Source organism: Methylophaga sp. UBA3192, assembly GCA_002363955.1.
GTDB lineage: Bacteria > Pseudomonadota > Gammaproteobacteria > Nitrosococcales > Methylophagaceae > Methylophaga.
Genome location: DEXE01000006.1, coordinates 671,831 through 696,819, shown reverse-complemented (window position 1 = coordinate 696,819; position 24,989 = coordinate 671,831). Strand labels below are relative to the sequence as shown.

The 24,989-nt window shown below is 46.8% G+C and carries 22 protein-coding genes; 18 read left to right on the top strand and 4 right to left on the bottom strand.

Translation table 11 applies throughout. The features are described from left to right. Positions 1-159 precede the first annotated feature (159 nt). The 5 genes from B2337_RS10335 to B2337_RS10315 all read left to right on the top strand — a co-directional run bounded on the left by B2337_RS10335 (position 160) and on the right by B2337_RS10315 (position 4,826). The gene (locus B2337_RS10335) at positions 160-1,482 is read left to right on the top strand and encodes a PQQ-dependent sugar dehydrogenase (protein ID WP_292415246.1); all 1,323 of its coding nucleotides are present in this window, start codon (positions 160-162) and stop codon (positions 1,480-1,482) included. A 101-nt stretch (positions 1,483-1,583) separates the two neighbouring features. Continuing rightward, positions 1,584-2,111 (top strand): hypothetical protein, encoded by a 528-nt coding sequence (locus tag B2337_RS10330; RefSeq protein WP_292359094.1) that lies wholly within the window; start codon positions 1,584-1,586, stop codon positions 2,109-2,111. Between the two features lie 167 nt (positions 2,112-2,278). Continuing rightward, positions 2,279-2,854, top strand: coding sequence for a YqaA family protein (locus B2337_RS10325; RefSeq protein ID WP_292359095.1), 576 nt, complete (start codon positions 2,279-2,281; stop codon positions 2,852-2,854). A gap of 71 nt (positions 2,855-2,925) precedes the next feature. Then, the gene (locus tag B2337_RS10320; RefSeq protein WP_292415243.1) at positions 2,926-3,549 is read left to right on the top strand and encodes a LexA family protein; all 624 of its coding nucleotides are present in this window, start codon (positions 2,926-2,928) and stop codon (positions 3,547-3,549) included. 2 nt (positions 3,550-3,551) lie between these two features. Continuing rightward, positions 3,552-4,826: a Y-family DNA polymerase gene (locus tag B2337_RS10315; RefSeq protein WP_292415297.1), complete on the top strand. Its 1,275-nt coding sequence runs from the start codon at positions 3,552-3,554 to the stop codon at positions 4,824-4,826. 45 nt (positions 4,827-4,871) lie between these two features. Here B2337_RS10315 and B2337_RS10310 read toward each other — a convergent pair whose 3' ends face one another. Both B2337_RS10310 and B2337_RS10305 read right to left on the bottom strand, forming a co-directional pair. Beyond that, on the bottom strand, positions 4,872-5,972 hold the full coding sequence (locus tag B2337_RS10310) for an efflux RND transporter periplasmic adaptor subunit (protein ID WP_292415241.1): 1,101 nt from the start codon (positions 5,970-5,972) through the stop codon (positions 4,872-4,874). A 10-nt stretch (positions 5,973-5,982) separates the two neighbouring features. Further along, positions 5,983-9,138 (bottom strand): efflux RND transporter permease subunit, encoded by a 3,156-nt coding sequence (locus tag B2337_RS10305; protein ID WP_292415239.1) that lies wholly within the window; start codon positions 9,136-9,138, stop codon positions 5,983-5,985. 419 nt (positions 9,139-9,557) lie between these two features. Between B2337_RS10305 and B2337_RS10300 the strand changes: the two genes are divergently transcribed. The 3 genes from B2337_RS10300 to ald are packed head-to-tail and all read left to right on the top strand — an operon-like array spanning position 9,558 to position 12,726. Beyond that, positions 9,558-10,229 (top strand): response regulator, encoded by a 672-nt coding sequence (locus B2337_RS10300; protein WP_292359102.1) that lies wholly within the window; start codon positions 9,558-9,560, stop codon positions 10,227-10,229. Then, a complete protein-coding gene (locus tag B2337_RS10295) occupies positions 10,216-11,577 on the top strand; it encodes an ATP-binding protein (protein WP_292359103.1) in 1,362 nt (453 codons plus the stop codon). The genes B2337_RS10300 and B2337_RS10295 overlap by 14 nt, the downstream gene beginning before the upstream one ends. 27 nt (positions 11,578-11,604) lie before the next feature. Then, a complete protein-coding gene (ald, locus tag B2337_RS10290; RefSeq protein ID WP_292415238.1) occupies positions 11,605-12,726 on the top strand; it encodes an alanine dehydrogenase in 1,122 nt (373 codons plus the stop codon). On the opposite strand, the gene B2337_RS10285 is transcribed toward ald, so the two are convergent. Continuing rightward, positions 12,690-13,709, bottom strand: coding sequence for a metal-dependent hydrolase (locus B2337_RS10285; protein WP_292415237.1), 1,020 nt, complete (start codon positions 13,707-13,709; stop codon positions 12,690-12,692). The two genes, ald and B2337_RS10285, sit on opposite strands and share 37 nt — an antisense overlap. Positions 13,710-13,882: 173 nt before the next feature. On the opposite strand from B2337_RS10285, the gene B2337_RS10280 reads away from it, so the two are divergent. Continuing rightward, positions 13,883-15,475 carry a tetratricopeptide repeat protein gene (locus tag B2337_RS10280; RefSeq protein WP_292415235.1) on the top strand — a complete coding sequence of 531 codons (1,593 nt, stop codon included), beginning with the start codon at positions 13,883-13,885 and terminating at the stop codon, positions 15,473-15,475. 141 nt (positions 15,476-15,616) lie between these two features. Here the strand turns inward: B2337_RS10280 and bcp are convergent, their stop codons facing one another. Further along, entirely contained in the window at positions 15,617-16,084 is a 468-nt protein-coding gene (gene bcp, locus B2337_RS10275) for a thioredoxin-dependent thiol peroxidase (RefSeq protein ID WP_292359111.1), read from the bottom strand. A 118-nt stretch (positions 16,085-16,202) separates the two neighbouring features. Between bcp and dapA the strand changes: the two genes are divergently transcribed. From dapA to B2337_RS10230, 9 genes are all read left to right on the top strand, one after another. Continuing rightward, positions 16,203-17,084: a 4-hydroxy-tetrahydrodipicolinate synthase gene (gene dapA, locus B2337_RS10270; protein ID WP_292359292.1), complete on the top strand. Its 882-nt coding sequence runs from the start codon at positions 16,203-16,205 to the stop codon at positions 17,082-17,084. Positions 17,085-17,102: 18 nt separating this feature from the next. Further along, positions 17,103-18,137, top strand: a complete 1,035-nt coding sequence (gene bamC, locus B2337_RS10265) for an outer membrane protein assembly factor BamC (RefSeq protein ID WP_292359113.1) — start codon at positions 17,103-17,105, stop codon at positions 18,135-18,137. Further along, positions 18,137-18,904, top strand: coding sequence for an MBL fold metallo-hydrolase (locus tag B2337_RS10260; protein ID WP_292415233.1), 768 nt, complete (start codon positions 18,137-18,139; stop codon positions 18,902-18,904). The genes bamC and B2337_RS10260 overlap by 1 nt, the downstream gene beginning before the upstream one ends. Positions 18,905-18,915: 11 nt before the next feature. Next, the gene (gene purC / locus B2337_RS10255) at positions 18,916-19,626 is read left to right on the top strand and encodes a phosphoribosylaminoimidazolesuccinocarboxamide synthase (RefSeq protein WP_292415231.1); all 711 of its coding nucleotides are present in this window, start codon (positions 18,916-18,918) and stop codon (positions 19,624-19,626) included. A 406-nt stretch (positions 19,627-20,032) separates the two neighbouring features. Then, positions 20,033-21,736: a PglL family O-oligosaccharyltransferase gene (locus B2337_RS10250; RefSeq protein WP_292415229.1), complete on the top strand. Its 1,704-nt coding sequence runs from the start codon at positions 20,033-20,035 to the stop codon at positions 21,734-21,736. A gap of 168 nt (positions 21,737-21,904) precedes the next feature. Beyond that, complete coding sequence (locus B2337_RS10245; RefSeq protein WP_292415227.1) at positions 21,905-22,321, top strand: pilin; 417 nt, start codon at positions 21,905-21,907, stop codon at positions 22,319-22,321. 207 nt (positions 22,322-22,528) lie between these two features. Continuing rightward, a complete protein-coding gene (locus B2337_RS10240) occupies positions 22,529-23,026 on the top strand; it encodes an ATP-dependent zinc protease (protein ID WP_292415226.1) in 498 nt (165 codons plus the stop codon). Next, on the top strand, positions 23,023-23,928 hold the full coding sequence (rimK, locus tag B2337_RS10235) for a 30S ribosomal protein S6--L-glutamate ligase (protein WP_292359125.1): 906 nt from the start codon (positions 23,023-23,025) through the stop codon (positions 23,926-23,928). The genes B2337_RS10240 and rimK overlap by 4 nt, the downstream gene beginning before the upstream one ends. Beyond that, complete coding sequence (locus B2337_RS10230; protein ID WP_292415224.1) at positions 23,928-24,983, top strand: succinylglutamate desuccinylase/aspartoacylase family protein; 1,056 nt, start codon at positions 23,928-23,930, stop codon at positions 24,981-24,983. Before rimK ends, B2337_RS10230 begins: the two co-directional genes overlap by 1 nt. Positions 24,984-24,989: the final 6 nt, after the last annotated feature.

Below are 24,989 nucleotides of genomic sequence, written 5' to 3'. Positions count from 1 at the left end.
TCTGAGACAATCACAATTATTAAACATTCCGCTATTTCAACCGGAATGAGCAAATCACTATAAAGACAATTTCTTGAACATCTTTTAACGCAAAGCAAGCCGAACGTTAGCTGAACCTTGTTAGACTCAGATATTGATTCTTTATTCAGGAGCACAGATATGCAGCATCCATCTATCGTCGGCGCATTTATTGGGGTTTTGGCCGTGAGCCTGACTGGCTGTGGCGATAGGGCCAAAATCCCTCCACAAGCTGATTATGGGCCTGAGCCAACCTTGGTTGCGCCTAAACAGGCTTTGATACCCACCGTGAAAATTGCACCGGCCAAAGGCTGGCCGATTGATGGTGAGCCGATTGCTGCAGAGGGCTTGCAGGTCAACCGTTTTGCAATGGATTTGGATCATCCGCGGTGGCTTTATGTGTTGCCAAACGGCGATGTATTGGTGGCGGAGTCCAATGCCCCTGAGAGCGAAAAGCCAAATGCAGGTATTAAAGACTGGATAAAAGGCCTGGTGATGAAACGGGCAGGGGCGGCAGTGCCCAGTGCGGACCGGATTACTTTATTACGTGACGAAGATGGCGATGGCGTAGCTGAAACCCGTCATGTATTTCTCGAAGATTTGCATTCTCCATTTGGCATGGCGCTGATTGGCAATGATTTTTATGTTGCCAATGCCGATGCCATTGTGAGTTTCCCTTATGAAGAAGGGCAGACACAGATCACCGCCGAACCTCAGCATATCGCGGATTTACCCGGCGGACCGATTAATCATCACTGGACCAAGAATATTATTGCCAATGATGAGGGCACATTGCTTTATGCCACCGTTGGGTCTAATAGCAATATTGGCGAAAACGGTATGGAAAACGAAGAAAACCGTGCTGCGATTCTGGAAGTGAATCCCGATACGGGCGAAAAAAGACTGTTTGCTTCCGGTCTGCGTAATCCAAATGGTTTAGCGTGGCAGCCTCAAAGTGGTGAGCTTTGGACAACTGTTAATGAACGCGATGAAATCGGTAGTGATCTGGTGCCGGACTATATGACGTCGGTACAGGATGGCGGCTTTTATGGTTGGCCTTATAGCTATTACGGTCAAACCGTCGATACACGTGTCGAGCCCCCCAGACCGGATTTAGTCGAAAAAGCCATTAAGCCCGATTATGCCCTGGGCGCGCATACAGCTTCATTGGGGCTGGCTTTTTATAAGGCGGATTTGCTTGGTGCTCAATATCAAAACGGAGCATTTGTCGGGCAGCATGGCTCATGGAATCGAAAACCGTTAAGTGGTTACAAAGTGATCTTTGTACCGTTTAAAGAGGGTGAACCTGACGGTATGCCGCAGGATATTCTGACTGGATTTGTAGACGGTAATGGCGATGCCATGGGGCGTCCGGTAGGTGTTGTAGTGGATAAACAGGGCGGCATCTTAGTCGCAGATGATGTCGGTAATATCGTATGGCGGGTGAGTCCGAAAGCGGATTAATACTGGCCTCGTTCCCACGCTCCGGCGTGGGAAGATAAATGGGGTTATCCCATGCAGTTTGATATCATGTTTCGGCTTTAATCATTAGATAATTCATTCTCATGCCGCATATTCTGCTCGACAAAACCCATCCTCCCATTATTCAGGCCGCCATCGATTTGGGTGAGTGGTTAATCACACTGGAAAATCTTTCAGAGCAAGACAAAACTGCGATTAAAGCGGTTCAGGAGGCACTGAAAAAACTGCCGGAAATCGAGGAGGATATTCTGGCGATGTATGGCTTCAGTTTTGAACGTGGTGATGCCGATAATGGACTGGTACGCGGCTGGGATATTTCACTGGAATACAATGCAAATGATCCGGAGCAGCAGGGGGGATTGGAGATTTTCAGTTCGTATATTCCACTTCCAGACACCACGGATCCTGCGGTGTTAGCTGAAAAGAAACAACGCGAAGTGTATTTTCACTGGCCGATAGGCGATATCTGCAGTTTTATTAAAGCGGAACAGGCACAGCAGTGGATTGATGAAGTCAGTCAGCCGTTGCAATTTATTGAAGCCGGAGATCGGTTAAGGATTGAGGTTGTGCATCAGCGCTTTTATGCAGAGCATGAATACCCGCTGATTTGAGCCGTTTCCAATCAACATAGTGTTTCAGACAATGGTTATTCCGTTATGAAAACCTGTCTGATCCCAGGTTATTTACAGTTGGATTCACTTAATTTTTTTATGGTCTGGCTGGCATCATATAAGTATCGGGTTTTGAGTTACTTATCCAAGACAGGAAATCAAGTCGCTTGAAAAAATTCAAACAGCTGGGTTCGCGGTTGGTCAATTCCAAACATATGCTATGGGGGGTGGCTTTTGCTTCTTTTATGGAGTCGTTGATTGTGCCGATTCCGCTGGAAACCATTTTGATTCCACTGATGCAGGCACGCCGGAAGCTGCTCTGGGCCATCAGTGCCATGGCGTTACTGGGCTGTATTATCGGCGCGGCGTTAGGATATGCGATTGGCTATTTTGTGTTTGGTCTGATCGGTGAGCAAATGATTGCGCTGTTGTCGACACCAGAGCAGTTTGAATCCATTCGCCAGCAGATTCATTTACATGGTTTCTGGTATGTCCTGAGTGTCGGCGTGACGCCGATTCCATTTCAGATTGCCATGCTGGCGGCCGGAGCAACCGGCTACGCATTTTTGCTGTATATGCTGGCTACCATCGTTTCCCGTGGGCTGCGTTATTTTGGTCTGGGCTTATTGGTCTGTCTGTTTGGTAATCAGGCGCAAAACCTGTTTGAAGAACATAAAATCGGTGCATCGGTTTTTATTATCGTATTGATTGGCCTTATCTGGAGCGTGTTGTTATTCAGCTAGTGAATTTTTCCTTGCCTGTTCGGGAAGTGATTCGTACACTTGATTAACTGTTTCAATTAATCAAGTGATTTATGACAATTCGCTCAAATACGCATGGCGGTCGGCGTGCTGGTGCCGGACGAAAGAAAGGTTCGGCTATCAAAGAGCCGACAACGGTGATGCGGATTCCTCAAAGTCAAAAACCGGTGATTGCTGACTTTCTGAAAGCCTATCGACGTTATCAGTCCACCCAGAACCAATCTCCACACATGGTAGACGAGCCAACTGTATTTGAACGCCCCGTCATTACGCCGGCCAAACGCAGCTGGCCCTTATTCAGTTCCAAAGTTGCGGCGGGTTTTCCCTCGCCTGCAGATGAACATGTCGAAAAGCGGCTGGATCCCAATGAGTTTCTGATTGATGATGAGGAGGCGACATTTTTTGTCACCATTCAGGGTTATTCGATGATTGATAGTGGTTTATTGCCGGGTGACAAAGCGGTGGTGAATCGCGCCAAGAATGCCAGTATCGGCGATATTGTGCTGGCAGTAGTTGATGGCGAATTTACCATTAAACTGCTGGCGAAAACCAAAGAGGGTGACCCACGATTACTGCCATCCAATCAGTCCGGCGAGTATCAGCCGATTGAAATCAAGGATGGTATGCAGTTTGAAATCTGGGGCGTCGTCACCGGCTCATTCAGGCGTTTTAAGTGATCATGTCACGCAGTATTGCCCTAATCGACGTCAATAACTTTTATGTTTCCTGCGAGCGGGTATTTAACCCAAAACTGGCCGGTAAACCGGTAGTGGTGCTCAGTAATAATGATGGCTGTGCGGTGGCAAGAAGTAATGAAGCCAAAGCACTGGGCGTGCCGATGGGCGCGCCGTGGTTCAAGTGCAAACCGCTGGTGCAACAGCATCAGATCATCGCTTTATCATCCAATTATGCGTTGTATGCCGATATGAGTAACCGGGTGATGCGGATTCTCAACCAGTTTTCGCCGGATCAGGAGGTATACTCGATTGATGAGTGTTTTCTGGATCTGAGCGGTTTTCAACATCTGGATTTACTGCAATATGGTCAGCAGATCCGTCACCGTGTCGGGCAATGGACAGGGTTGCCGGTCAGTGTCGGCATAGGTGCCAGTAAAACGCTTGCCAAACTGGCCAATCACTGTGCTAAAAAGCTGCCTGAATATGATGGGGTTTGTGACTTTAATCAGTTAAGTCCTAAACAACTTAACCATTTACTTGCCGATCTGGATGTAGGTGAGGTGTGGGGTGTGGGTCGTAAACTGGCAGTGAAGTTGAAAACGCAGGGCATTCTCAGCGTTTTGGATTTAAAACAAGCCAATGCTGAAACCCTGCGACGCCAATACAGTGTGTTGATGGAAAAAACCGTACGTGAACTCAACGGTATCAGCTGTCTGGAGCTGGAATATTCCATCAGTGACAAAAAGCAGATCTTGAGTTCCAGAAGCTTTGGTATTCCCGTGACGGATATGAACAGTCTGGCCGAATCCATCAGTCTGTATACCAGCCGTGCTGCTGTAAAACTGCGGCGACAGTACTCAGTGGCGCGGATGATTCAGGTGTATATCCGCACCAGTCCCTATCGAGAGGGGGATGCGTATTATGGCAACAGCATGATGGTGCCTTTGCCGATGGCTTCAGATGACACCAGAGTATTAGTCAAACATGCACTGACAGCATTGAAACAGATGTATCGTCACGGTTTTAACTACGCCAAAGCCGGCATTATGCTCACCGAATTGCAGCCGAAAAGCGGTCAGCAGCAGGATTTGTTTGCCCTCAATCAGGATCCAAAATCCGGTAAGTTGATGACAGTGATGGATAATATTAATGCCTGTATGGGTAAAGACGCTTTACAACTGGCTAATCAGGGATTCAAGCGTCCCTGGAAAATGAAACAGGAAAGAAAAAGTCCGGGTTATACGACCCGCTGGCAGGATCTGTTGTCAGTGCGCTGACAACCTGTTAGGCAGTTAGCAGGCACTCTGAAAACAGCTGTAAAGCTACTCCGCGATAATGATTTCAGCACCCGCATTCAATCTGGCATTGGGATTGAGGATCACGCGGTCCTTAGTGGTCAGGCCTGAACGGATCTCCACTTCACTATTATCCAGACGACCCACACGAACGGTTTTGATTTCAACCTGGTTCTCCGTGTTTACCAGCATCACTGAGGGTCTGCCCTGAATGGTTTTTAAGGCATTAACCGGAATAAGCACAGCCTCACCGTTTTGCTGAACCTGTATGGCCAGTTCACCACTCAAACCCGCCGGCAGATTAAGCTCGGTATTATCCAGCAGATATTCCATTCGCATGGTGCCGGTTTCGCGATTTACTTCACGCGAAATACGTGAAATTGGTACGTCGATTTGCTGATTTCCTAAGTCAGGCAAAGTCAGTTTTGCCGGATTTTGCTGATCAATAATAAATAACTGTGTTTGCGGTATATCCACTATTATCCGTAACTGATCCGTGCGGCTGATTCGAAATAGCGGCATGGCATCATTGCGGGTAATACGGTTTCCACGTTCAGCCAGACGACGGGTGATAATGCCATCAAACGGTGCCACGATTTCGGTGTAGGCAAATTCATTTTCCAGCTGTTCCAGACGGGCCTGGTAGGTCGCTAATGTCGCTTTGGTCACTGCCAGCTCAGCTTCTTTTTCATCGACTTCGGTCGCATTGACGGCACCTGAATCGCGTAGATTGATATACCGTTTGGCCACTTTCTCCGTCAGATCCAACATGGCTTTCTGCCGATTGATTTCAGCCTTGGCCTGAAGAATTTCCTGTTCCAGTTCTGGGGAGGAGAGTTTTGCCAGTAAATCACCTTGTTGAACGTTATCGCCAATATCGACATGGCGACTTTCCACGTAGCCATCAGCACGGGCGAAAATGTCCGATTGTTCGATGGCCTCTACGCGGGCGTTAAATATCAATGGCTGATAATTTGACAGCGGTTGTGGCTGTGCCACACGTACCGAGAGTATTTCAGGTGCAGCAGAGGGTTGTTCGATATTCGCTTCACTGGGAGGCTGAATAAAAAACCATACAGGTACAGCAATGACTGCGGCAACTAAGATTGTCCTGGTTATATTTGACATCGTGAGGTCCTCAAATAGTCGGCAGCTTCACCGGCTGCGGACGTTTAATAAATTGCATGATCATGCTGAAAGTCCAGGGCACTAAAAACAGTGATGCAAAGGTGCCCAGCATCAAACCACCAATAACGGTACGGGCCAGTGGGGCATTTTGTTCGCCACCTTCACCGAGCGCCAGTGCCATTGGCAATAAACCGATCATCATGGTGAGGGCGGTCATTAATACCGGTCGTAATCTGGTTGAGGCCGCTTCACGGGCGGCTTCGAAAGCCGATTTACCGGCCACCCATTGATCTCTGGCAAAGGTTGTTACCAGGACACTGTTGGCAGTGGATACGCCGATCACCATAATAAAGCCCATCAAAGCGGGAACGCTGATGGTGGTACCGGTGAGCATTAAGCCGATAATCGCCCCGGAAATGGCAATCGGCGCACCGGATAAAGCGACCAGCGGCATGATCCACGAGGCAAAGTTGAACAGCATGATAATGTAGATAAAGAATACGGCCAGTAAAAAGCCAAACAGCAGGTCCCGATAAGCCTCATCCATGGCGGCGGCCTGCCCCATGATTTCAATATCGTTGCCAGGGACAATATCTTGTTTCAGTTCATTTACAATCTGCCGGGTCGCTTGGTAAACCGAGCCTAAATCGCTGTTTTCCGTGTTAATCAACACATTGACGGTCGGTTTGAGCATGGTGCGGCCGATGCTGCCAGCAACATTGCGCGGGCTGATGCTGGCAATACTGGCGAGTGGCACGGTGATATCGGGATCACTGGTTTGTACCTGCAGATTCATTAAATCATCGGTGGTGCGTAATTTATGTAATGGCGTTCTGGTTTGCACTTCATAGGAAAAACCGAACACCGGATCGGACCAGAAGCTGGGGGAGACCGTACCCGCAGAACCTAATGCACCCAGCAAACTGTTCATTGCTGCCTGCGTGGTAACGCCGAGTTCAGCCGCCCGTTTACGATCCAGATTCACATAATATTCTGGCAGGGCAAAGACCTGCTGAAAGCCAATATCCACTGCACCTTCCACATATTGCATTTTTTCAATCAGGGTTTCAGCTTTTGCGATGCTGGCGGGCAGGTTCCGACCGGTAAAACGCACATCCAGTGCGGTTGGAGTACTGCCGGAAAGCGTTTGATTGGTGGTGTCTGCAGCTTGAGAAAATAGCGTGACTTCGGGAAATTTCGCTTTAAGCATTTGCCGAATGGATGCTTCATAGTGGCTGCTCGGCTGATGACCTTTGGCCAATTGGATCTGTAACTCACCATCATAAGTACCGATGGTAAAACTCTCTACCCAGGCACGGTTAATGGAATCCGGCATGCCAATGTTTTCAAACACAAAATCCAGTTCATCCTCCGGAATAATTTTGCGGATTTCCTGCTGAATTTGAGCAAATTTATCGGCTGTCTGTTCAATGCGGGTGCCGGGTTCGACCCGAAGATATAATCGCATCAGTCCAGCATCGGTTTTCGGAAAGAAATCACGGCCAATCTCCTGTAAGGCAAATCCGGCTGCTGTGATGATCACAATGCCAATCAGGGGGGCGATGACAATATGCCGTTGCAGGCGACCAATGGTATTTTGCAGATGCTGCTGGCCATTGTGCAGGTGTTGTTCCAGGGCAAGATGTAAATGCACCAATGGGTTTCTGGATTGTCTGGTTAAGGTTTTTTCATTGGTCAGTAATAATTTGGCCAGTGTTGGCACGACCGTCCGTGACAATAGATATGAGGCGGCCAGACAGGCAATCACCACAATCGCCATCGGCTGAAAGATAAAGCCGGCGACACCGGTTAATAAAAATATCGGTGAAAACACAATACAGGTGGAAAGGGTTGAAACAAATTCCGGGAAGGCGACTTCACTGGCACTGGTCAGAATGGCACGGCTGGGTTCCATGCCATCGGCCAGATGCCGTTTGATATTTTCAATTTCCACCAAGGCGTTATCGACCAGAATGCCAATTGCTAAGGCCAGACCACCAAGGCTCATCAGATTCAGAGTGTTACCGGTGAGGTTCAATACAAATACCGCGGTCAGCAATGACAGGGGTATTGAGGTCAGAACAATCAGCGTGGCGCGTGATGAACCTAAAAACAACAGGACCATCAGTGCGACCAGTGATCCGACGATAAGAATTTCCATTTCAATATGATGCAGTGCGGTGCTGACAAACACCGACTGATCAAAAATAGGTGAAATGGTAATACCCTCAGGTGCGGAGGCCTGAATGGAAGGCAAACGTTCCATCAGTTCGTTGATAATATCCACGGTAGAGGCGCCGCCCAGTTTAATCAAAGACACCATAACGGCGTTTTGGCCATTTACCCGGGCGATATTGGTCTGCAATGCTGTGCCATCACGTACATCGGCCACATCGCGCAGTAATATCAACTCGCCGTTTCGGGCCCGGATAGGTAAGTCCTCAAAATCGGCGACCGCCTGAGGACTGGCATTAACCGTAATCTGCAGCTCATTCTGTGCTTCACGAATGCTGCCTGATGGCAGCGTCAGGTTCTGCTCATTAATTGCGCGAGTGACATCGTTGGCTGTTAATCCCTGGGCAAACAAGGCTTCCGGATCGAGATCCACCATAATCTGACGGGTGGCACCGCCATAAGGCAGTGTCATCCGAATACCATTAATCGATTGCACCATGCCGCGTAACTGTAAACGGGCAAAGTCAGCCAGTTGGCCATCGGTCAGGGTGTCGGAAGACATGACCAGCTGGATAATTGGTGTGCTGGACTGATTATATTCTGAGACCAGTGGCGGAGAGGTGCCTTCCGGCATGCGCCGTCGAATGGTTTGCGAAACGCCGGTTACCTGGGCCATTGCATTGGCAATATCGACTTCGGGATGAAAATCGATATGAATCACCGAGGTGCCATTCAATGTTTGTGAGCGGATTTCCCTGAGATTATCGACATTATTCATAATCGCCACTTCACTGAAAGTGGTGATTTTCGAGGCCATTTCATTCGTGTTGAGACCGTTGTATGTCCACACCACTTTTATAGAAGGTATATTGACGCTGGGGAGCACATCGACTGGTAATTTAAGATAACTGATCAGCCCGGCGGCAAAAATCAGCAGGCTTAAGGCGGCAACAGAATAAGGTCGGGTTAGAGCATAGCGCACCAGCCACATAAATAGCTTCTCTTGTTGTTAATATGGAATGACTGATTGCAGCGACGTTACGCAACCAGCTTTCAGGGTCTATTCATCTTTCAGAGCCGCCTCTGCTGGAGGCTATTTTTCCGTCCAACAAGGCGGAAATGATGCAGTGTAGGTATTCTACATAAGTCATTTTCAACGAAGTGGGGCGGAAAAATAGTCCCAGCCCTGTGGGTTGTGGCTGAAAATACCTCACTCTGCGTTGCTCGTCATTTATTTAGAACGACTAAACTGCAATCCTCGCGCCTTGATTGATGCATTTTCAGTCACAACAGAGGCGGCTCTGGAAGATAAACAGACCCTGTTAGAGTGCAGCGATAAAATTAAGACAATGTTAACGTTGTCTTAATTCAGTTAAACGAACATATTGTTTTTATTCTGGATATCGACCGATGTATGTTTTGATTGTGGAAGACGATGCATTAATGGGGGAAGGCATACAGACCGGTCTCACAGCATTGGGTATTCAGGCGGAATGGGTGATGAACGCCGGTGGTGCAGAAACGGCGATGTCGACCGCCAGTTTTGATGCTGTGGTATTGGACTTGGGGCTTCCGGATGAAGATGGGATGCAGTTGCTGAGTCGCTGGCGTGAAAGAGGCAATACTTTACCGGTGTTGATTTTGACGGCACGTGATGCAGTACCGGACAGAGTCAGTGGATTACAGGCCGGGGCCGATGACTATATGAGTAAGCCCTTTGATTTAACCGAACTGGTTGCCCGATTACATTCATTAAGCCGTCGGGCTGCAGGGCGTGCCACGCAGACCATCCAACATGGCAGTCTGCAGTTTGATCCAGCAACGTTGCAGGTTACCCTGAATAACAAACCATTGAATTTATCCCGCCGGGAAATCACTGTGTTGGAAACCCTGTTGCAACATCCGGGCAGAGTGGTCACTGCCGCACAGTTACAAGACAGACTTTATGGTTGGGCTGAGGGCATTGAAAGTAATGCGGTTGCAGTGCATATCCATAATCTGCGTCGTAAATTGGGCGATGAGTGGATCGAGACCGTCCGTGGTATGGGCTATCGGTTGGGGGGTGTCAATGAATCAGGCTAAAGCCAAAGATTATCTGCGCTGGCAGTTATTGTGGCGTATTGGAATTTCGGTATTGCTGATGTGGCTGTTGCTGGCACCATGGCTGTTGCTGAGCGTGCAGAAAGAAATGCAGAACACATTGGATAACCGGCTTGCCGCTTCAGCCAAAATGTTGATGTCCCTGATGTCGCAATATGATTTGGATCCACTGGTAAACGGTACTCAGCGCAGTCCGCTGTTTGATCAGACGGACAATCTGGATTTGCCGGCCACCCTGGCGTGTAAAGTGGCTAATGTGGCGGGCGATATTATTGCCGTATCACATGATGCTCCGGAAAGCGTGCTGACCACCACACAGCAAGGCTATCAGAATCGTATGCAGGATGGTGAACCGTGGCGTGTTTTTAATTTATCGCAAGCGGGCTTGACCATTACCACGGCTGAGCGTCTGGAAACCCGGGATACTCTGATGCGTTCGGTGGTTATTGCTGCCGGATTACCCTTTTTTCTGAGTTTGGCTGGTACTTTGGCAGTTGTCTGGTTTGGCATTCTGCATGGCTTTAAACCCTTGCATAGTCTGAGTGAGAGTATGGCGCGACGCAATACTGAGGATTTAACGTCTCTGGTATGGGAACAGCGTCCGGCTGAAGTCCGCCCTCTGGTCGATGAAATAAACCGTTTATTACAGCGTATGCAGCAGTCTTTATTGCGTGAGCGCCGGTTCACCGGCGATGTGGCTCATGAGTTACGAACGCCTTTGGCCGGGATCAAAACCCAGTTACAAGTCGCCCGTTTAACAGACGGTGGCAAAGCCATGCATGCCTTATTGCAGGCTGAAAAAGCGACTGACAGATTGCAACGTACACTGGATCAATTGTTATTACTGGCCAGAGTAGAGGGCGATGGTCAATTAACCGAAACAGCACGTTTACCGGTTGCTGAAATTAACAATATGGCGCTAAGTGATGTGCAGCATCTTGCCAAGCAACATCAAGTGACCTTGCGCTTCAATGATGACGTAGATGAGAAAATTCAGGCATCCGCTATTTTACTCTCGGCGGCATTACGCAATCTGCTCGAAAATGCCATTCGCCATGCACCGGAAAATAGTGTGGTGACACTTTCTGCCACCGAGCAGCAAGGTCAGTTGCACTGGACGGTGGAAGATGAAGGGCCCGGTGTTTCGGAAAAGTTGCTTTCAGAGCTAACCCGACGCTTTGTGCATGGACACCAAAACAGTGGAAGCGGTTTGGGGCTGGCCATTGTGGATGCTATTGTCAGACGATTTAAAGGTGAGTTACATATTAAAAACGGCGTGGCAAAAGGATTATTGGTGACCATCAGTATTCCTCTGCAATCCGGCGTTTAGACATCAGTGAGAGTATCAGGAAAACGTATGCGGATTGGGGTGCTGAAAGAAATCAAAACTCAGGAACACCGGGTCGGACTGACGCCTGCGGGTGTACGGGAACTATGCGCTGATGGCAATGAAGTTTGGGTTGAGCATTCTGCCGGTAAGGCAATTGGTTTTACCGATGCGGATTACCAACAGGCCGGTGCCAATATTGCCGAAAATGCAGCAGCCGTCTTCGCCAGGGCGACGCTGATAATCAAAGTCAAAGAACCTCAGCCAGCCGAAATCGAACAGCTAACTTCTGAACACACCTTGTTCACTTATCTGCATCTTGCACCGGATCGATTACAAACAGCGGCTTTACAACATTCCGGAGCGACCTGCATTGCCTACGAGACAGTAACCGATAACCAGGGAGGCTTACCGTTATTGGCCCCGATGAGTGAAGTGGCGGGACGCATGGCGATTCAGGCGGGCTCCCAGGCATTACTGATCCATGAAGGAGGCTTAGGTATTTTACCGGCAGGCGTTCCCGGTGTTGCTCCAGCCAATATTGTGATTATAGGCGGTGGCGTGGTCGGTGTTAATGCTGCCCGCATGGCAATGGGGATCGGTGCGGATGTCACTGTATTGGATAACTCACTGACTAAATTACAGCAATTGGATCTGCAATTTGGCCCGCGGTTGAAAACCTTATATTCCAATGCAGAGGCCATTGATAGTGTCGTACAACATGCTGATATGGTGATTGGTGCCGTGTTACTGCCGGGGGCCACAGCACCCAAAATCATTGAATACCGGCATCTTGAAATGATGAAAACCGGCAGCGTGCTGGTGGATGTCTCGATTGATCAGGGAGGCTGTTTCGCTTCTTCCCGTCCGACAACGCACGATCAACCAACCTATATCGAACAGGGCATCGTGCATTATTGCGTAGCCAATATGCCTGGCGCCGTTGCCCGAACCTCCACGCTGGCACTCACCAACGCTACGTTACCGTATATTCGGAATCTGGCCCGTCAGGGGAGTAAAGCCGCTTTTTTAGCGGACCGCCATTTGCTTAACGGACTGAATATTTATCAGGGTAAAATTACGCATCAAGCCGTTGCTGACGCGCAGGGTGAAGCCTATTCTGATCCATTTTTGTTAATGAGTTCTGCCTGATCATCCCAGATACGTTGCCAGACCCAATGCAATCCATTTATCGCATTACGGGGCATCGATAATTGTTTTGGTGGCAATGTAATGACTTCATCATTTTCAATTCTGGCCAGTTGAAAACGGAAAAAATACGCTGGCTCCATCCCCATCCTCAAATCGGTTGCCAAAATAATGTTTTCCAGCTGCTGCAACTTGAAATTATTCTGAGTAAACCAGTCTAGCCGTTCGAGATCAGATTGATCCGGTAGCAGACCTTTCAGTTCGCTGCCTCGCTCATACTGGGTAAATCTAAACGCTGCATCACCATCAAATACTGAACGAAATGCTTCGTAATAGACAGCTTCATCAATCACGACAATGCGCCATAACAACGTGTTTAAAGGGGCAGGGGTGATTTTAATATGCTGATATTCAATTTGCTGTTCTGCTAAAGCCTGTTGAGTTTGCCTGGTTACCCAGTGTTGGGCTGCCAGACTCCAGCCGAGATATGCCGTAGTAAGGATCAGAGCACCCAGCATGATGAAATGGCTTAGCCGGTTTCGGGCGGCAATTAAAATCGCCAGAAATCCTGCAACGAGTGGCAGGCTATATAACGGGTCAATGATAAATATACTGCCAATAGAGACAGGCGGAGGCATAAAGGGCCAGAATAGCTGGGTCCCGTAAACCGTCATTGCATCCAGTCCACTGTGTGTGACCCATACCAGCCAAATCAGCATAAACCATCGTCGAAAATCAAATACTGGCGCTAGCTTACACATTAACCAGGCAACAATGGGAGCCAGCAGACTTTGCATGAGCCAGGAATGCGTCCAGCTGCGATGTAATGTCATGGTATCCAGGTCATTGGCATACTGAATGAATACATCAAGATCAGGCAGGATGCCGAACGTCGCACCGTAAAATATGGAAGCCCTGGGGGCTTTGCGTCCGGCAACGCTGTAAGCCACTGCACTGCCGAGTAACGCCTGCGTAATCGTATCCATGAATTAATGACTCCCTTGTTATGAATGTTAAGCAGACCTGAACAGCGTATTTTTGGTTCGGTTATCTGCTTTGAATTTATTCGGCATAAAAATCTGGGAAGATATCTTGCCTAAGTAGGAATTAGTCATGTAAATTGCAGGAAATACCTCCTGAAATTAATGGAAAACCTGCTATGAAACAGCCGATGCCAAGCCCAACGCCGGGACAGGCCGATTTACAAGCGATTATTCAGGCCTTGAACACAGGGCAAGTGGGCTTTGCTGAATCAGCATCTAAAAAATTACTTAAATCCTATCCACGTTCATTTCCGGTTTTAAATCTGTATGGCAACGCTTTGGCCGCGCAAAACAAATTTAAAGATGCCGTCATGGTTTTTCGCAAGGCAACAGAAATTGACCCTAATGTACCTGAGATTTACTTCAATATGGGCATTTTGTTGACCAACCTGAATCGCATTGATGAAGCTATCAACAGCTACAAGAAAGTCTTGCGTTTGAAGCCTGAACTGACAGATGCTTTATATAACCTTGGATATGCATTACAGACCCAAAACCGTTTTGAAGAAGCCGGTAATTATTATCAAAAAGCCATTGAACAACAGCCGAATTTTCTTGAGGCCATCGCCAATCTTGGGGTCTGCCTGCAAGAACAGGGCAGACTGGATGAAGCGGTAGCGATTTATCAGCGGGCTTTGACTATTTCTCAAGATGCCAAACTGTATTTCAATCTGGGAACGGCGCTTAAGAATCAGGGAAAACTGGCCGATGCCATTGCTACCTATAATAAGGCATTGGAATTAAAACCGGATTATGCCGAGGTGCATAGCAATATTGGTGAAGTGTTACGGGATCAGGGCCGTTATGATGAATCGGTAGCGGCTTATAAACAGGCACTGGAGTTAGATCCGTCATTGCCGTTAGCCAATTACAGTCTGGCGGTATATCTCTATGACAGTGGAGATTTGCAGCAGGCTTTGAATTACTTCCAACGATCCCAGTATGCCGATTGGCAGGAACGTTCGTTGTATTGCCTCTATAAAACTGAGCGCTTTGAGGATTTCAAACAAGGTTTGGACCAGCTTAAAAAAGCTCGTCATAGCTCACCGTTTCTGGCGACATTAGCTGGGCATTATGCCGAGAACTTCGGTACGGTGAATGACTATAATTTCTGTAAAAGCCCACTGGATCTGGTATGCCATGTTCAGGTGCCGGAATTAAAAGGTGACAGCGAATTGTTAAAACAGCTGCTGGCGGATATTGAGCAGGCCGATATAGAAGAAAAAAGTCAGGGCCGTTTACATAATGGCGTGCAATCGGCCGGAAATCTGTTTAAACGTTCGGAAGCCAGCTTTCAGCAGATTGCCAAACTGGTGGCGCGAGCCATTGACGATTATCGTGAAAACCTGAAGGGCGAAAGTGGCATTTTTGCGAAAGGTTTTCCCAAACAAACAGTGTTTGCCAGCTCCTGGTACGTCAAAATGAAAACCGGTGGTCATTTAACCTCACATATCCACGAAGAAGGCTGGGTGAGTGGCGCGTTATATCTGGCCCTGCCTAAGCAGAAAACGCATCCCGATGAAGGCAGTATAGAGCTCAGCACGCATGGGGATGATTATCCCAAACAACATGACAATTTCCCCAGTAAAACCATTGCACCGGAAGTCGGGGATATTGTCATGTTTCCATCCTCGGTATTTCATCGCACCATTCCATTTAATTCGGATGAAGAACGGATCTGTATTGCTTTTGATCTGAAACCGGCCTGATCCGAATTAATGAATGCCAGCAGACATGAAACACCGCGCTCCACTGAGTGCGGTGTTTCGTACTTGACCTGTTTTATTGGTTTAGAAACGCAATTTAAGTATTTGTTTATATACGCTTTATTTAAAGTGAATTACTTTTGATTATAAGGTTTTGATTACGTCCAACACCTCATCGATATGCTGTTTGACTTTAACATTCCGCCATTCGTTGATGAGTTTGCCTTCTGTATCAATGAGGAAAGTGCTGCGAACGATCCCCATATATTCACGGCCATAATTTTTCTTCAGCTGCATGACGCCAAACAAATTACAGACTGTTTCATCAGCATCAGAGAGTAAATCAAAGGGAAACTGCTGCTTTTCCCTGAAGTTTTCATGAACACGTACGCTGTCTCTGGAGATACCGAATATCAATGTGTTGTGGGCATTAAATGTTTCAATATGGTCACGGAAATTCTGGCCTTCCAATGTGCATCCCGGCGTGTTGTCTTTGGGATAAAAATAGATAAGCACATTGTTACCACGTAAGTCGGAAAGCCGGATGGTTTTATCGCCAGTGGAGGGCAATTCAAAATCCGGTACGGTTTGCTGTAAATTAACTGTGGTCATTAAACGTTCTCCGTTAGTGATTATTCTGCTGGCAGTACCTTAACCAAAGCAGCCCGGTCTTGTCATCTACCGGCTGGCAAAGTACCATGCCAGTTTATTTTCGCGGAGTCTGATGAATATGTTCAGCGGCAGTATGGTAGCTCTGGTAACACCCATGCGGGCGGATGGCTCGTTAGACGGTGAAAGCCTGCGCAAGCTCGTCGATTTTCATATTCAAAATGGCACCAGTGCTATTGTCGCGGTTGGTACTACAGGTGAGTCTGCCACATTAAATGTTGATGAACATACAGATGTTATCCGACAGGTAGTCGAACAGGCTGCTGGACGTATTCCGGTGATTGCCGGAACCGGTGCCAACTCCACTGAAGAAGCGATTGAATTGTCGCATTACGCTAAGCAATTAGGTGTTGCGGCTGTTCTGTTGGTCACACCTTATTACAACCGACCGACTCAGGAAGGTTTGTATCTTCATTTTAAAGCGATTGCAGAAGCAGTTGATATCCCGCAGATCCTGTATAACGTTCCCAGTCGTACGGCCTGTGACTTGTTGCCGGAAACCGTCGGTCGGCTAGCTAAAATCGGTAATATTATCGGTATCAAGGAAGCGACTGGTGATGTGCGGAGAGTGAAGTTAATCCAGGATCTCTGCGACGATAATTTTGCGCTATACACTGGAGAAGATGCCAATACCGTCGATTTTATTCTGGCGGGTGGTCGCGGGGTTATCTCTGTAACAGCGAATGTAGCTCCTGCTTTAATGAGCCAAATGTGTGAAGCTGCTTTGAATGGTGATGCTGAGACTGCTCGTGAAATTAACGATAAATTATCTTTATTACATCAGCGGTTATTTTCTGAGTCCAATCCGATCCCTGTTAAATGGGCTCTCCATGAGATGGGAATGATTCCGGAAGGGATACGTCTACCAATGACAGTTTTGTCTGAACAATTTCATCAACCGGTTCGTGAGGCGCTGGTCACTGCCGGTGTTCTGAATCCATAAGTGAGTGAATGTAATTAAATGAACACTAATCGTTTTAAGTTGAAAGCCTGTGGTGTCTTGGTCGCAGTGAGCGTTTCAGGTTGTGGGCTGTTGCCATCACTTGATGAAGTTGCTCCTGACAATACTCAGAAATACCGTAAGGCAGAAACTATGCCGCCTCTCGATATTCCACCTGATCTGAGTACATCACGAATCAATGATCAAATAGCTGGCAACGAGCAAAGTTCGGCAACCTACTCAGAATACGAAGAAGCAGGCACTAATCCGTTGGCAGCCCGCTATAACATTACTCCAGAATCCAAACCCGCTTTATCCGGCGAAGGTGCTAACCGTCATTTAGTCGTTCCGGGTGATCGTGATGAAACCTGGCAACGTATTGAAGCTTTCTGGGCGGATATCAATATGAATATCCATCGTAAAGATCAGCGTATTGGCTTGATGGACACCCAGCCTGATGTTGATGGGTATGCTTATCGTATTCGTATGGAGCGTGGTGATGTAAATCGTTCTGCCCGTGTATTTTTAACGGGTACCGACGAAACCAGTCGCAGCAATCAGAAAGACGAGGCGATGCTTCGTCAGTTAGCAGACTATCTTGGTGGTTTATATCAGCAGGATAAAGCTCGCGAACAAGCTTCATTGCCAAGTTCTGCAGCCCAACAAACGGATGCCCGTGTGATTTTACTGGATGAAGCCGAAGGTCATCAGGCTTTACTGGTTGAGCAGGAATTCACCTCTGTCTGGGATCGTGTCGGTCGGGTATTGGATAGCCGTGGCTTTGCAGTAGAAGATCGTGATCGTTCACGCGGTACCTATTACGTGCGTTATCTGGATCCATTTAACGAAGCTGAAAAAGAAGAACGTGGCTTCTTTGGCCGCATGGCTTTCTGGAAAGATGATGATGAAGTGGCACCGGAAGAGTATTACTACATCAAGCTGATTTCTGATGCCTCCAATACACGCATTACCGTACTGGATTCTGAACAGGTTCGTACCAGTTCAGATACCGCTAAACGCTTACTTGGTTTGATTCAGGAACAATTGACACAATAATGCGTTTTGCATCACTTGGCAGTGGTAGCCGGGGCAATGCAACACTGATTTCACAGGGAAAAACCACAATTCTGGTGGATTGTGGTTTTTCAGCTCGTGAAACCGAAAAACGTTTGCGGCGGTTTGGTCTGACTTCGTCAGACTTATCGGCTATTTTAGTCACGCATGAACATGCCGATCATATTGGTGGTGTTCGCGTTCTGTCGCAGAAGTTCAATATTCCGGTTTATGCAACCCCTGGTACGGCGGCCTGTTTACCTACAGAGGTTATGCCGCATATCCATGAATTCAGCTGTCATGAGACTTTTCACGTCAAGGATATTCAGGTTTCGCCATTCCCGGTACCGCACGATGCGCGTGAACCCAGCCAGTTTGTATTTCATAACGGCGATTTCCGGTTAGGCCTGTTAACCGATGTCGGTTTTATCACACCAGTGATTGAATCTGCTTTGACGTTATGTGATGGACTGATGCTTGAAGCCAACCATGATATGGCCATGCTGGAGCAGGGCGAATACCCCGAATATTTAAAACAGCGGGTCGGCGGCCGATTTGGGCACTTAAATAACGTGCAATCTGCCGAATTACTTGCGAAAATTGATACCTCGAGTTTGCAGCATATTGTTGCCATGCATATCAGTGAAAAGAATAATTCACCGTCATTGGTGAGCCCTTTATTTGCGGATGCCCTGAACTGCACAACAGACTGGATCGGCATTGCTGAACAAGATGCCGGATTTGACTGGCGCGAACTAACTAAAGTCTAAGAGAAACCATCATGCAAAAATTACAGCAACTTTATGCCGGTAAAGCCAAAAGCGTCTTTGCGACTGACGATCAGGATTATGTTGTACTCAGTTTTCGTGATGACACATCAGCATTTGATGGTGAACGCATTGAGCAGTTAAGCCGCAAGGGTGAGGTCAACAATAAGTTCAATGCTTTTATCATGGAGCAGTTAGGCAAAGCTGGTATTCCTACACATTTCGAAAAATTGCTTAGCGCCAACGAAGCGTTAGTCAAAAACATGAAAATGATTCCGGTGGAATGTGTGGTGCGCAATGTCGCTTCAGGCAGTCTGGTGCGTCGTCTCGGGGTTGAAGATGGCATGGAACTTAATCCACCCGTATTTGAGTTCTTTCTGAAAAACGATGCCCTGCATGATCCGATGGTTAATGAATTCCATATCGCCACCTTTGGCTGGGCCACTGATGAACAGGTTCAACGTATGAAAGCATTGACCTTTGAAGTCAATCAGGTGCTGAAAAAACTGTTTGCTGATGCCGGAATGATTCTGGTTGATTACAAACTGGAATTTGGTGTGTTTAAGGATGAAGTTTATCTGGGCGATGAATTCAGCCCGGATGGCTGCCGTCTGTGGGATGCCGAAACCCGCAAGAAACTTGATAAAGATCGGTTTCGTCAGGGATTGGGTGGTGTGATTGAAGCCTACGAAGAAGTCGCTCAGCGGATTGGTGTGCCTTTATAGTTGATATAACCACAGCGACACGGAGAGCACAGAGGTTTAATAGATATTTATCCGCAGACTACGCAGATGCTCGCAGATTATTAGCGTCATAAAATCGAACTGACCTTGTTTCATTAACCTTAAGATTGATGAATTAAAAAACTCCGTAGGTTGGCGCTGAGCCTGCGAAGCCCAACATCTTGTTTATGTCGGGTTACATGTTGATGACCCAACAAACAATATTTATTAATCTCTATGTCCTCCGTGTCTCTGTGGTTTGTATTCTTTTAATCTGCGTCCATCTGCGTAATCTGCGGATAAATCCAGTGGATATGAAATAATCGTTGTTTCTATCCAACCCGCCTTGCCACTCGATCATTCAGCCGACATAATCCTTTTTTGTTTATTCGCCGGAACAGGGAAGCTTATGTCGCGCCATCTCTCAAAATACCCGTTATTGCCACAACAGCCGATTGAATGGTTGTTGGCATTAACTTTTATTATTTCTCCACTTTTCTACTCAGAAAATCTTGGGGGTGCGGGTTTTGATTTGCCATTTAATATTACCGTCTGGATAGCGGCGACATTAGTTATTGCCTATTCGGTCTGGTATTTGTGTGCTCAGGAAAAATTAATTCTCCCTGCGAATTACAAAGGTTTGCTTGCGTTACCGATCGGTATTCTTCTCGCCGCAGCATTAGCCGGTGTACATGATTCAATCACCTGGCTATTTCGTATTGTGTATGTGATGGCGGGTGTGATTTTTCTTTTCGGATTATTTCAATTTCGTCTAAAAAATACTGACAGAATTCTGCTATTAATTGCTATTGCGACGTTACTGCAAAGCTTTATTGGCATTATTCAGTTATTTCAGTTTCCAGTTTTGCAACATCGGATCCCTGGATCGGAACAAGCAATTGCTTCAGGGATATTTCAACAGGTCAATGTAATGGCCAGTTTTCTGGTAACAGGCATACTGATTTCCTTCTACTTATGCCTGCGGCCCATAGTCCATAAGCGGTTTTCTCTGAAAGTATTTTTATTGATAACCATCACTGTCGCGACTTATGTAATGGTAGCCACAGGTTCAAGAATTGGCCTTTTGTCCGGGACGACAGGTTTATTAATGTTACTAAGTTTCTATAGAAATCCGATCAGGAAAAACTGGAAAACGGTAGTTGCAGTCTTGTTAATGATAGTCGTTGCTAGTTGGCTGGCAAAAGAAGGTCTGCACAAGACCCTGGATAAATCTTACCGTGTTGTGGAAGCACAGTATTCTGATCAACGCCTGAGTATTTATAGGATTTCCTTAAACACCATTGCTGAAGAGCCGATATTTGGTCACGGAATAGGTCGTTTTGTTGAAAAATGGGGAGAAGCTTCGGCAAGTTTCGCACGAGATAACCCCAATGCAGAATTACCTCAATATATTACGCATCCTCATAACGAACTTTTTTTGTGGGGAATAGAGGGGGGGGCGGTTGCATTACTAGGGATAATTATCGCTTTGTTATCCGTAACAATTTTTATTGTAAGAGCTAAATATAATCGACTTTGGATTTATCTAGCATTACTAGTTCCGATAAGTATGCATACCTTAGTTGAATTACCATTTTATACTTCATCTCTTCATTGGTTTGTTTGGCTGTTTTTATTATTCGCACTGCTCAATCATCATTGCTTAGAAAAAAGGGTTGTTCTAAGTTCAAAAATGCGACTCACAATAAAACTTGCTCTTTGTCTATTTGTTCCACTTATTTTTTTATTCCTTTTTCATTCCTATCAATCTCAAAAAGGTATTAATGATTTTGCACGGAAAAAATCATCGGATGTGGCCTTAGAAGATGGTCTAGGCAACCCATATTTTAAAGTAAAAGCAGAGAGGCTGTTGATCAATGCCTACCTCATCAATGCTATTGAAAAAGATGATGATGAAAGTGTTTTGCAAGTACTGAATCTGCTAAATAAACATGTTGATATGAGACCAGAACCGCAGTTATTCGAAGCTCTAGCTAATGGATATGAATTCCTTAATTTAAATAATGAAAGATGTTTATCAATTAAGCATGGGCTCAATATGTTTCCTGCAAATAGAAGACTGCTTGATTTATACAAAAAATGTGAGGTTTAAGTGACGTAAAGTGTCACATATTGACTCTTTTTGTATCTGTGTTCGGTACGTAAATTTCGGCGTCTATGGTTAAGTGTTTGAAAAATATGGATTAAAACTTTTGGCATGCTCAGTGCAAATGCATTTATGAGCATAAGCTTAACGTTTTTACATACAGGGGATTGGAATATGAAAAAAACACAACAAGGTTTCACATTAATCGAATTAATGATCGTAATCGCCATTATCGGGATTCTGGCAGCTATTGCATTACCTGCTTATCAACAATATACAAATAAAGCGAAATTCTCAGAAGTTGTACTAGCAACATCTGGTTTGAAATCAGCTATTGAAGTTTGTGGACAGGTTGGTGGTTCTCTAGCAACATGTAACGAAGCTTCATCAGATGAAATTGACAATCTTGCTGATGGCGCAGCAGGTGGTCCTAATGTTGCCTCTGTTACAGTGACTGGTGATGGTGTTATTCTGGCGACTGGTGCTGGTGCAGCCCCATTAAACAGTACGTACCAAATGACTCCTCAGCTTGTTAATGGTCAAATAACCTGGACCAAGGGTGGTAGTTGTGTTGGTGAAGGTCTTTGCTAAATTCACTCTCACTATGTAATTTTAAAGCCCCGATTCTTCGGGGCTTTTTTGTATCTAACAAATTTATTTTCTTCTAACGAAAATCTACTGAATTCATTTTGCAAATCAGCTTTAAATTTTATTCAGAGCTATAATTCAAAAATCCTTTTTGACACTCGCCCATAAATTGCATTCAATTGCCCCATAAAATCTTAATTGGGGAATCCCGTGGAAAATCACCCGCAAAAAATTACAGTTGGCTGGCGTGAATGGTTAAGCCTGCCAGAGTTGGGTATCGATCGAATCAAAGCCAAGGTGGATACCGGTGCCAGAACTTCCGCGATCCATGCTTTTTCGGTTGAGCCGATTGAGAAAAACGATGAGCTATGGGTACGATTTGGAGTACATCCCAATCAACATGATACCGAGACCGAAATCTGGTGCGAGGCGCGTGTTAAGGATGAGCGTAATGTTACTGACTCGGGCGGTCATACTGAAAAACGTTATGTGATTGAGACACTACTTAGCGTTGGCGGGCATAGCTGGCCGATTGAAATTACCCTGACCAATCGCGATACCATGCTTTTTAGAATGTTACTGGGACGCACTGCCATGACGACTGGTAATATATTGGTTAATCCGGCATTGTCCTATCAAGCAAGCCCCTCATTTCACGACACAACTCAAGCGCCTAAAGATGAAGCGCTTGATGGAGAATCTGCATGAAAATAGCCATTTTGTCCCGTAATTCAAAGTTGTATTCAACTCGCCGATTGGTCGAGGCAGCTGAGGCACGAGGGCACGAAGTGGATGTTCTGGATGTGTTGCGTTGTTACATGAACATCACTTCGATGAAACCCGAAGTGCATTACAAAGGCGAAAACCTTACCGGTTATGATGCGGTGATTCCTCGGATTGGTGCTTCGGTGACTTTTTACGGTACCGCCGTGCTGCGCCAGTTTGAGATGATGAATGTATATCCACTTAATGAGTCGGTGGCCATCAGTCGGTCGCGCGACAAACTTCGCGCTCTCCAGTTATTATCCCGCCGCGGTATTGGTTTGCCGGTGACGGGCTTTGCCCATCGACCTGATGATGTCGACGATTTAATCAAGATGGTAGGTGGTGCGCCGCTGGTGATTAAACTTTTAGAAGGTACTCAGGGAATCGGTGTGGTACTGGCTGAGACTGCCGGGGCGGCTGAGAGTGTTATCGAAGCCTTTATGGGCATGAAAGCCAATATTCTGGTGCAGGAATTTATCAAGGAAGCGGGTGGTGCCGATATTCGCTGCTTTGTGGTGGGTGAAAAGGTAGTTGCCGCAATGAAACGTCAGAGCAAAGAGGGTGAGTTTCGTTCTAATCTACATCGGGGAGGTAGTGCCAATTTGATTCGGATTACACCGGCAGAACGTGCCACAGCGGTTCGTGCGGCCAAAACTATGGGGCTGAATGTTTGCGGGGTGGATTTACTGCGCTCTAATCATGGTCCTGTAGTTATGGAAGTGAACTCCTCGCCGGGCCTGGAAGGTATTGAAACAGCGACCGGTAAAGATATTGCCAGTTTGATTATTGATTTTATTGAAAAAAACTCGGTTTCCGGAACCACTAAAACCAAAGGCCGTGGTTGATGGCTGATGCATTGATCATTGCCGGGCAACAGATCATGCCCGGACAAAACAAAGTGGTCGATGTACCGCTGCCAGATTTGTACATGCATACCTCTTTGAGTATGCCGGTTCAGGTAATGCGTGGCCGTCGTGAGGGCCCTGTTCTATTTGTATCCGGTGCGGTGCATGGTGATGAAATTGTTGGTGTGGAAATTATTCGTCGGCTGGTGCGAAGCAAACGTCTTAAAGGGCTTAAAGGCACGTTGATCACTATTCCGGTGGTGAATGTTTACGGCTTTATTAATCAAACACGTTACTTACCTGATCGCCGGGATTTAAACCGTTGCTTTCCTGGGTCTGAGGAAGGTTCATTAGCGGCACGTTTAGCCAACCTGTTTATGAGCGAAGTGGTGAATAAATGTACCCATGGTGTGGACTTGCATACTGCAGCCATCCATCGGGACAATCTGCCACAGATCCGTGCGGCTTTGGATAACCCTGTGGTGGAGGAAATGGCAAGGGCATTTAATGCACCGGTTATTTTGAATTCGGGATTGATTGAAGGTTCATTACGCCATGCCTGTCAGCAGGTCAATGTGCCGGTTATCGTGTATGAAGCGGGTGAAGCTTTGCGCTTTAATGAACTGGCGATTCGTGCCGGAGTCAGAGGTGTGTTGGCGGTGATGCGCAAATTGGGTATGTTGACCGAATCCCGTACAAAACAGGCAAAACCTGTCGATCCGTTTGTCGCGCGATCCAGTAGTTGGGTGAGGGCGCCACAAAGTGGTATTTTCAGGATGCTGGTGCCCATGGGGGCGCAAGTGACAAAAGGCGATATTCTGGGCATGGTTGCTGCGCCCTATGGCGATGAGAAATCCGAAACCAAAGTGATCGCTATCTGCAGCGGTGTGATCATTGGCAGAACCAATATTCCGCTGGTGAATGAGGGCGAAGCCTTGTTTCATATTGCGCGATTTAACCGTCCTGATGAAGTTGCGGATAGTGTTGAAGCTTTCAATACAAACCTGCATCCATCAACGGATACCAGCGCTCCTGAAGAGAAGCCGATTATCTGAGTCTGC

Excerpts from the sequence above, each read along its gene's own strand:
- bcp (WP_292359111.1), bottom strand. The coding sequence starts at position 16,084 with ATGACCACAGTTAATTTACAGCAAACCGTACCGGATTTTGAATTGCCC.
- purC (WP_292415231.1), top strand. The coding sequence starts at position 18,916 with ATGCAAAAATTACAGCAACTTTATGCCGGTAAAGCCAAAAGCGTCTTT.
- B2337_RS10305 (WP_292415239.1), bottom strand. The coding sequence starts at position 9,138 with ATGTGGCTGGTGCGCTATGCTCTAACCCGACCTTATTCTGTTGCCGCC.
- B2337_RS10315 (WP_292415297.1), top strand. The coding sequence starts at position 3,552 with ATGTCACGCAGTATTGCCCTAATCGACGTCAATAACTTTTATGTTTCC.
- ald (WP_292415238.1), top strand. The coding sequence starts at position 11,605 with ATGCGGATTGGGGTGCTGAAAGAAATCAAAACTCAGGAACACCGGGTC.
- B2337_RS10300 (WP_292359102.1), top strand. The coding sequence starts at position 9,558 with ATGTATGTTTTGATTGTGGAAGACGATGCATTAATGGGGGAAGGCATA.
- B2337_RS10285 (WP_292415237.1), bottom strand. The coding sequence starts at position 13,709 with ATGGATACGATTACGCAGGCGTTACTCGGCAGTGCAGTGGCTTACAGC.
- B2337_RS10250 (WP_292415229.1), top strand. The coding sequence starts at position 20,033 with ATGTCGCGCCATCTCTCAAAATACCCGTTATTGCCACAACAGCCGATT.
- B2337_RS10245 (WP_292415227.1), top strand. The coding sequence starts at position 21,905 with ATGAAAAAAACACAACAAGGTTTCACATTAATCGAATTAATGATCGTA.
- B2337_RS10330 (WP_292359094.1), top strand. The coding sequence starts at position 1,584 with ATGCCGCATATTCTGCTCGACAAAACCCATCCTCCCATTATTCAGGCC.
- B2337_RS10280 (WP_292415235.1), top strand. The coding sequence starts at position 13,883 with ATGAAACAGCCGATGCCAAGCCCAACGCCGGGACAGGCCGATTTACAA.
- rimK (WP_292359125.1), top strand. The coding sequence starts at position 23,023 with ATGAAAATAGCCATTTTGTCCCGTAATTCAAAGTTGTATTCAACTCGC.
- B2337_RS10320 (WP_292415243.1), top strand. The coding sequence starts at position 2,926 with ATGACAATTCGCTCAAATACGCATGGCGGTCGGCGTGCTGGTGCCGGA.
- B2337_RS10335 (WP_292415246.1), top strand. The coding sequence starts at position 160 with ATGCAGCATCCATCTATCGTCGGCGCATTTATTGGGGTTTTGGCCGTG.
- bamC (WP_292359113.1), top strand. The coding sequence starts at position 17,103 with ATGAACACTAATCGTTTTAAGTTGAAAGCCTGTGGTGTCTTGGTCGCA.
- B2337_RS10310 (WP_292415241.1), bottom strand. The coding sequence starts at position 5,972 with ATGTCAAATATAACCAGGACAATCTTAGTTGCCGCAGTCATTGCTGTA.
- dapA (WP_292359292.1), top strand. The coding sequence starts at position 16,203 with ATGTTCAGCGGCAGTATGGTAGCTCTGGTAACACCCATGCGGGCGGAT.
- B2337_RS10295 (WP_292359103.1), top strand. The coding sequence starts at position 10,216 with ATGAATCAGGCTAAAGCCAAAGATTATCTGCGCTGGCAGTTATTGTGG.
- B2337_RS10260 (WP_292415233.1), top strand. The coding sequence starts at position 18,137 with ATGCGTTTTGCATCACTTGGCAGTGGTAGCCGGGGCAATGCAACACTG.
- B2337_RS10230 (WP_292415224.1), top strand. The coding sequence starts at position 23,928 with ATGGCTGATGCATTGATCATTGCCGGGCAACAGATCATGCCCGGACAA.